The 6,594-nt window shown below is 68.9% G+C and carries 10 protein-coding genes; 4 read left to right on the top strand and 6 right to left on the bottom strand.

Annotation, left to right across the window (positions count from 1 at the left end; all coding sequences use genetic code 11):
* Positions 1 to 251 precede the first annotated feature (251 nt).
* Complete coding sequence (locus tag AB0A61_RS40595) at positions 252 to 1,226, top strand: magnesium transporter CorA family protein (protein ID WP_361304543.1); 975 nt, start codon at positions 252 to 254, stop codon at positions 1,224 to 1,226.
* Here AB0A61_RS40595 and AB0A61_RS40590 read toward each other — a convergent pair.
* Complete coding sequence (locus AB0A61_RS40590; protein ID WP_361304540.1) at positions 1,193 to 1,456, bottom strand: GNAT family N-acetyltransferase; 264 nt, start codon at positions 1,454 to 1,456, stop codon at positions 1,193 to 1,195. The two genes, AB0A61_RS40595 and AB0A61_RS40590, sit on opposite strands and share 34 nt — an antisense overlap.
* Positions 1,457 to 1,500: 44 nt before the next feature.
* On the opposite strand from AB0A61_RS40590, the gene AB0A61_RS40585 reads away from it, so the two are divergent.
* Complete coding sequence (locus AB0A61_RS40585; protein ID WP_361304537.1) at positions 1,501 to 1,632, top strand: M1 family aminopeptidase; 132 nt, start codon at positions 1,501 to 1,503, stop codon at positions 1,630 to 1,632.
* A 511-nt stretch (positions 1,633 to 2,143) separates the two neighbouring features.
* On the opposite strand, the gene AB0A61_RS40580 is transcribed toward AB0A61_RS40585, so the two are convergent.
* Positions 2,144 to 2,863 carry a rhomboid-like protein gene (locus AB0A61_RS40580; RefSeq protein WP_361304534.1) on the bottom strand — a complete coding sequence of 240 codons (720 nt, stop codon included), beginning with the start codon at positions 2,861 to 2,863 and terminating at the stop codon, positions 2,144 to 2,146.
* 304 nt (positions 2,864 to 3,167) lie between these two features.
* Here AB0A61_RS40580 and AB0A61_RS40575 point away from each other — a divergent pair, with 304 nt between their 5' ends.
* Positions 3,168 to 3,803 (top strand): hypothetical protein, encoded by a 636-nt coding sequence (locus tag AB0A61_RS40575; RefSeq protein ID WP_361304531.1) that lies wholly within the window; start codon positions 3,168 to 3,170, stop codon positions 3,801 to 3,803.
* A gap of 154 nt (positions 3,804 to 3,957) precedes the next feature.
* Here the strand turns inward: AB0A61_RS40575 and AB0A61_RS40570 are convergent, their stop codons facing one another.
* The 4 genes from AB0A61_RS40570 to AB0A61_RS40555 all read right to left on the bottom strand — a co-directional run bounded on the left by AB0A61_RS40570 (position 3,958) and on the right by AB0A61_RS40555 (position 5,692).
* On the bottom strand, positions 3,958 to 4,407 hold the full coding sequence (locus AB0A61_RS40570; RefSeq protein ID WP_361304528.1) for an SRPBCC family protein: 450 nt from the start codon (positions 4,405 to 4,407) through the stop codon (positions 3,958 to 3,960).
* Between the two features lie 52 nt (positions 4,408 to 4,459).
* A complete protein-coding gene (locus AB0A61_RS40565) occupies positions 4,460 to 4,765 on the bottom strand; it encodes a transposase (RefSeq protein WP_361304546.1) in 306 nt (101 codons plus the stop codon).
* 56 nt (positions 4,766 to 4,821) lie between these two features.
* Positions 4,822 to 5,022 carry an ATP-dependent DNA ligase gene (locus AB0A61_RS40560; protein WP_361304525.1) on the bottom strand — a complete coding sequence of 67 codons (201 nt, stop codon included), beginning with the start codon at positions 5,020 to 5,022 and terminating at the stop codon, positions 4,822 to 4,824.
* 100 nt (positions 5,023 to 5,122) lie between these two features.
* Positions 5,123 to 5,692, bottom strand: a complete 570-nt coding sequence (locus AB0A61_RS40555) for a TIGR03086 family metal-binding protein (RefSeq protein WP_361304522.1) — start codon at positions 5,690 to 5,692, stop codon at positions 5,123 to 5,125.
* 64 nt (positions 5,693 to 5,756) lie between these two features.
* Here AB0A61_RS40555 and AB0A61_RS40550 point away from each other — a divergent pair, with 64 nt between their 5' ends.
* Entirely contained in the window at positions 5,757 to 6,500 is a 744-nt protein-coding gene (locus AB0A61_RS40550) for a helix-turn-helix domain-containing protein (protein ID WP_361304519.1), read from the top strand.
* The last annotated feature ends 94 nt before the right edge of the window (positions 6,501 to 6,594 follow it).

Genomic DNA, 6,594 nt, shown 5'->3' with positions numbered 1-6,594 from the left:
TGGCCGTGTCAGCCCGTGGAGCGCAGGTAAGACCGGTACCCCTACCGGCACAGCGCGTTGAAGCAGGAACCCGCCCGGAGCCACGCCCGACAACGGCGCGGCAGACGGGAATCGCCCTCCTTTAAGGGGGCGAGGATGTCAAGAACGCTCCTGACCGGCCCCGCCCGGGCGCGCGCACTCGTGTTGACGGGCGAACCCTCGGCAAGGAGCGGAAGCGGGCTTCTTACCAGGGCGGCTTATGGTGCGTGGCCATGACTCGCACACGGCTCTACCGCAACGGCTCTCTGATCCTGGAGGACTTTCCGACCGCGGACATCTCGGAATACGTGAACGATCCGGACGTGGCGGTCTGGCTCGACCTGTGCGATCCGTGCTCCGCCGACTTCGCGATGATCAGCGAGGAGTTCGGTCTGCATGAGCTCGCGGTGGAGGACGCACGTCAGGAGCATCAGCGGCCCAAGCTGGACCGCTACCGTACCCACGCCTTCCTCAGTGCCTACGCCATCAGTACCGACGAGACCGGTGGACAGCTGACCGCGAGTGAATTGTCGGTGTTCATAACACCTACGGCGTTGATCACTATTCGCCCCGACCACCGGTTCGACATCGAGAAGGTCGTCGAACGCTGGGACGAGAACAGTGATCTCGCCAAGTACGGGGTGGGATTCCTGCTGCACGGACTGCTCGACCACATAGTCGACGGGCACTTCGCCGCCGTGCAGGATCTCGACGACCGTATCGAAGCAGTGGAGGATCTGCTCTTCGACGAGGGGCGCGAGCAGATTGACTCCGTCCAGCGCGATTCCTACGCGCTGCGTAAGAACCTCACGAAGCTGCGCCGCGTGGTGTTGCCGATGCGGGAGGTCGTGAACAGCCTCCTCCGGCGTGACCTGCACATCGTCGCCGAGCCCTTGCTCCCCTATTACCAGGATGTGTATGACCATGTCCTCAGGGCCACCGAGTGGACCGAGTCGCTGCGGGACATGATCACGTCCATCATGGAGACCAATCTGACCGTTCAGGGCAATCGCATGAACCTGATCATGAAGAAGGTCACCAGCTGGGCGTCGATCGTGGCCGTCCCCACGGCCGTCACCGGTTTCTACGGGCAGAACGTTCCGTATCCAGGTGTCAACACCCACGCGGGTTTCCTGACTTCCACCGGTGTCATGGTCGTTGCATCGGTGCTGCTCTACTGGGCCTTCAAGCGCAAGGACTGGATCTGACCCCGGTCCCGGCAGGGACCGGGCTGACTCCGGGCCACCGGGTGCGGGCCGGGGGAGCGGGAGGTGCGGGCCAAGATCGGCGGATCGGGCCGGACCGAGCAGCCCCTGTTGTCGGGCCAGGCGCAGAGACTGCGGATGAGCCGGCCGCCGACGCCGTTTCCCCGGTGGTCGGGGCCGAGTTCGATCCGCGCGAGGTGGATCTCCGTCGGCCGGTCTCCGACGTGGAACATCCTCGCCTCGCCGTCGGCGGCGGTGATTCGGCTCCCGGCGGAGGGTGCTCGACGGCGGCCGTACGTGGGAGACGCTCGTCGCCCGCGAACTCGTCCATCAGTGGTACGGCAACAGCGTGAGCCTGCGGGACTGGCGTGGCATCTGGCTCAACGAGGGCTTCGCCACCTATGGGTAATGGCTCGGTCGGAGCACATCGGGGAGGACTCCGCAGACACCATCGCCCGCGCGGCGGGGAACACGCTGGCGAAAGGCCCGCAGCGCCTGCGGATCGCGGATCCCGGCCCGGAGACCGCATCTTCGACGACCGCGTCTACGACAGGGGCGCCTGTACGCTCCACGCCCTGCGGCTGACACTGGGCGACGACCGCTTCTTCGCCCTCCTGCGCGGCTGGCACCAGGCACACCGCGGCCGCAGTGCCGACACCGCCGCCTTCCTCGCTCATGCCGGGCGGTACTCGCCGACGGCGGTCGAGCCGCTGCTGCACACCTGGCTCTACGAGAAGAGGCTGCCGCCCTTGCCACCCGCAACACCGTGCTGAGCCCGGCCCCATGGTGATTCCGGTCGGTCGAACCGGAGCCGGCCTCGAAGTCCTGCACGCTGATGCACTGCTGGTGCTGGGCGGGGACGAACAGCACCTTCTCGCGGCAGCTCTTCCCGCGGCTGTCGGCCTGGGACAGCGAACCGCTCAACGCCCGCCGTTCAGGACTGCTCCTGGCGTACCCCGCGCACCGACGCCCTCGTTCCTCACCGGGGCACTCCCGCTCGGCAATGCGGCGCCGACGGGATCGGGTGCGACGGGCATCGTGCACACTGGGGGGCCGGACGAGGTGCGCAGCCACGCCGTGCGGGCGGCGAGGAAGCCCAGCGCGAGGGAGGCCAGGTGGCCGACGTCCGCGAGCTCCTGGTCGTACAGCAGCGCGGCCGTCAGCGCCGCGGCGAGCAGAGGCAGGCCATGGCGGCGGAGCCGGCCGGCAGTGAGGGCGAGCAGGCAGGCGGCGGTCGTCACCAGACCGTAACTGATGCCCACGTCACGGGTCCGGGTGGGCACGCCGGGCAGATGGACGAAGTGCATCAGCCACAGGGCGCCCTCGGTGAGCAGGGTCGCGGTGAGGTGACCGAAGACGAAGACTCCGCACGCGCGCAGTGTCCCCCAGCGCCACTCGGCGCATCCCAGGACCCCGGCCACCGCGGCGATACCGACCAGGGCCGGTACACCGTCGACCACCAGACCGCTCGTGAACAGGGTCCACCACTTGCCGACATCCAGGTGATGCACGTTGCTGCTGTTGTGGCGCATGAAGCGGGCCCGTTCCGCTGCCGGTTGTCCCTTCAGCCACCATGCGGTGAGCAGCAGGGCCGTCACGTATACGGCGGTGCCCGGCAGCCGCCGCCTCAACGTCTCCACAGCCCTCATTTCCCTGCTTTCATACGCTTTTGATCTACGCCTGTCACCCGCGTTCGGGCACTCAGGGGCGATGTGCCCGCCCTTCCCGGGAAGAGACCGTCGGCGACCGCGGCCGGTTCCGACGGCGGCCAACATGAGAGAGGTTCTCACCAAGCGATGCTGTAGTGCTCCGCAACGAACAGTGGCCCGAGAAGCGCGGTAAGGAGTTCGCATGGTGGAGAGCCGGACGCAAGGGGCTGCGCGGACGCCGGACGGTAGCGGCGTCGGTCGCACGATGGTCAGTCGGCGTGGTGCATTGGCCGCGATGGCGGCGGCCGCGCCCGCGGTCCTTGCGGGCTGCGGCGGCAAGCACGCCCGCGAAGCCGCATCCGAGCCCGCCGACACGCCGACTACCAGGGTCCCGGTCGCGGACAACACCACCATTATGATCATCCGGCACGGGGAGAAGCCGGGCCGGAACGAATCCGGCATCGACGAGAACGGCCATCCGGACGCCAAGTCTCTCACCCGGCGCGGCTGGGAGCGGGCCAGGGCATTGCCGGCGCTGTTCGACCCGCCCAAAGGCCAGCCCCTGAAACCCGGCATCGTGCGTCCGCGGACCACCTACGCTGCTGCGGATCACGGCCCGGTCGCCGGCGCCCACCGGATGCGGCAGACCGTCACACCGCTCGCCCGGCACATGGGCATCACCCTGGACACCACCCACGCCGAGTCCCAGGAAGCGGCACTGGCCGAGGCCGCGCTCTCCGCTCCCCAACCGGTCCTGATCTGCTGGGAGCACTCGCGCATCCCGGCCATCGTCAATGCGCTCGGCGCCTCGCACAGCGGCGCGCCCGCGGCGTGGCCGAACCGCTTCGACCTGGTGTGGGTCTTCACCCACACCCATGGCTCGTGGGCCTTCCGTCAGGTCGGCCAGCACCTGCTCCCCGGGGACGCCTGAGAATTCCGCGCGGGGTTCGCCGCGCGGTCGATGGTGGTAGGAGATGGCCCGCCGGTAACTGGATAGGGGGTTGGTCGGCTTGACTCGGTCGGCTCTGTGGCGGCTGCCGGGACCCTGTACCGCCCCTGAAGGCGTGGTGATCGTCGATCTGGGCTCAGCGCAAGGCGCTGGCGAGGTAAGCGTTGCGGGTTCTGATGAGGCGGGGCATGTACCAGCTCAGGATGGTGTGGTCAGCGACGCGTCCGAGAAGTCCGAACGGCGAGGCAAAGTCGTTGACGTCCCTCATAAGGGTGCCGCCGGTGCCGTCCGGCTCGAAGTGATGACTGTGATGCCATCGCTTGAAGGGGCCGGCATCCTGCTCGTCCACGAAGCGCTGGGGCGGGTCATACGCCGTAATCCGGGCGGTGAGTCGCCAGGTCAGGCCGAAGTGGCGGGCCTGGAAGGTCACCGTGTCGCCGAGTGAGAGTCTGCCTCGGGTCCTGCCGCCGACCGCCCGCTCCGACGAATCAGCCATCGACCGCGTGTGCGCTTCCACGTCGAGACATGACTCGAACACCCGGTCTGGGGGTGCGGCGACGGCTGTCACGATCTCGATGTGCGGCACTGGGCCATCCTGGAAGGGCATGCTTGATCGCCGGTCGGCGGGACCAGTGGGATCAAGCGGTGGCGGGCATCCAGGGGCTGCCTCGCATGGCTTGCACAAGGGCAGCGAGCATGGGCTGGTCGTGGCGGGCTGCGGTGGCGAGGTAGGTGCGGATCGCGGCGAAGTCCTGGGCGCCTTGCAGGGTCCGCAGGCATCCGGAGACCTTGATCCGCAGTTTTCCCATCCTGATCGTCTGTTCGGCGGGGTTGTTGTCGAACGGCAGCCGCAGGTCGTGGACCGGCCGCTTTCGCCCATGTTCCCTGGCTGGAGTGAAGGAGAAGGGACGGGCGGGATGGGCGGCGCGGCCGCGGCCGGGGATCAGGGCGCGCGCTCAGCCGGTTGCGCGTCGGCGGGGCCGCCGCGCCCGTGCCGCCGTCAGCGCGGCGGCGACGTCAGGCGGGGGACGTCGGTGGGGGAGAGGTCGGGGCGGGCACGGTGCAGGCGTGCGGGGTGGCGCCACCGGCCGGAGGCATCGCGGGCGACGTCGACGCCGACTTCCACCACCAGCTCCGGTTCCACCAGCGTGACGTCCAGCGTCTCCCGGCTGCCCCACCCTGCGGAGAACGACCAGCCCATGTTCGACCCGGATGCGGCGTGAGGAGTGTGCTTCGCGCCGGCCGCCGGTCTGGGCGCCCAGGCCCTGGCAGCCGGCGTCGGCTCAGAGCCGGAGTCGAGACTACGTCCAGGCGGGATCACGGCCGGTCAGGCCGAGGATGCGGTCCAAGGTGGGTGCGTCGGCCGGCACCGCGACCTCCGGTCCGTACAGGCCCATCTCCCGCCCCTGCTCCACGCCGGCGAACATCGTGTCGTGCAGATGCGCCAGCAGGTCGGCGGGCAGTTCCAGCCGCTGCCCGGTCGCGACCGCCAGGTCCCAGCTGTGCACGGTCAGCTCGCCGACGATCATGTCACCCATGACGGGCGCGGGCAGCATATGCGGCGTGCCCATGCTCGTCTCGCCCTCCCAGGCGCCCGGCGGCGCCCACGACGACGTGATGTCGTTCAGCAGGGCGAGCAGGCGTCCGCGCCAGTCGCCGGCCGCCAGGTCCACATCGGACTCGGCGGCCGTTGGCTGCGGAACGGACTCCTTGCGGCCTGCGCCGGCGAGCGACGGGCCCCAGAACAGGAGGTGGTTGACCAGTGCCCGCACGTCATACTCCGTGCACGGAGTCTTGTTGGCGAGCTGGTCGTCGGTGATGGTGTGGGCGACTGCGGCCATGGCCTCGGCCGCGTTGGAAAGGTGTGACATGGCGGCGACGTTAGGCGCCGTGGGCCGGAGGGGTATTGAACAAAGGCGACATACACTCTGCCGTGTGCGGCGGGACGTTCGTGAGCTACGCAGTGCGTGGACCAGGTATCAGCGCCACGCGTTCCACAGTCCGTCGCCGGCGCTCGCGCCATGGGTGGAGCGGTACTGGGAGGCTCGCTGGGACTACGCCGAGCCCTACCGGCAGAAGATCGTGCCGTACCCGAACGTGCACCTCTCGTTCGCTGGCGGCCGCGCGGACGTCAACGGCGTGTGCAGCGGCTACCAGATCAAGGTCCTCGAGGGCCGCGACCACGTCTTCGGCGTTGCGTTCCGGCCGGGCTGCTTCCGCCCGTTCCTGGGTGCCTCCGTCTCGACGATCACCGACCGGGTCGTCCCGGCGACCGAGGTGTTCGGCCCGGACCTGCCCACGACGCTCGACGTGCCGACCCTGGATGCGTTCCTGCTGAAACACCTGCCGGACGACGACCCCCGGGTGCGCCAGGCGGTGGCCGCGGTCGAGCTGATCGCCAAGGACAAGGCAATGACCAGGGTCGAACGCCTCGCCGGCGAGCTGGGGCTGAGCATGCGGGGGCTGCAACGACTATTCGCGGAGTACGTCGGCATCGGGCCCAAGCGGGTGATCCGCCGCTACCGCCTGCACGAGGTGACCGCACGCATGGCCGCCGGCGGGGCGATCGACTGGGCCGCACTGGCGGCGGACCTCGGCTACGCCGACCAGGGCCACTTCATCCGCGACTTCAAGACTATGTTCGGCGAGCCACCGACCTGGTACGCGCAGCGGTATTAAGACGTCATCTCATTTGGTGAGTCTGCGATAGCAGATGAGGGTGCAGGCGATGCTGGTGAAGGCAAGGAAGTGCTCGGCTTTGCGCTCGTAGCGG

Origin of the sequence: Streptomyces sp. NPDC046197 (genome assembly GCF_040646295.1) — a bacterium.
Lineage (GTDB): Bacteria > Actinomycetota > Actinomycetes > Streptomycetales > Streptomycetaceae > Streptomyces.
Note: the sequence above shows the minus strand (reverse complement) of the source record. Positions and strands in the feature narration are given on the sequence as shown.

Excerpts from the sequence above, each read along its gene's own strand:
- AB0A61_RS40575 (WP_361304531.1), top strand. The coding sequence starts at position 3,168 with ATGGCGGCGGCCGCGCCCGCGGTCCTTGCGGGCTGCGGCGGCAAGCAC.
- AB0A61_RS40595 (WP_361304543.1), top strand. The coding sequence starts at position 252 with ATGACTCGCACACGGCTCTACCGCAACGGCTCTCTGATCCTGGAGGAC.
- AB0A61_RS40560 (WP_361304525.1), bottom strand. The coding sequence starts at position 5,022 with ATGGGCTGGTCGTTCTCCGCAGGGTGGGGCAGCCGGGAGACGCTGGAC.
- AB0A61_RS40555 (WP_361304522.1), bottom strand. The coding sequence starts at position 5,692 with ATGTCACACCTTTCCAACGCGGCCGAGGCCATGGCCGCAGTCGCCCAC.
- AB0A61_RS40590 (WP_361304540.1), bottom strand. The coding sequence starts at position 1,456 with ATGTTCCACGTCGGAGACCGGCCGACGGAGATCCACCTCGCGCGGATC.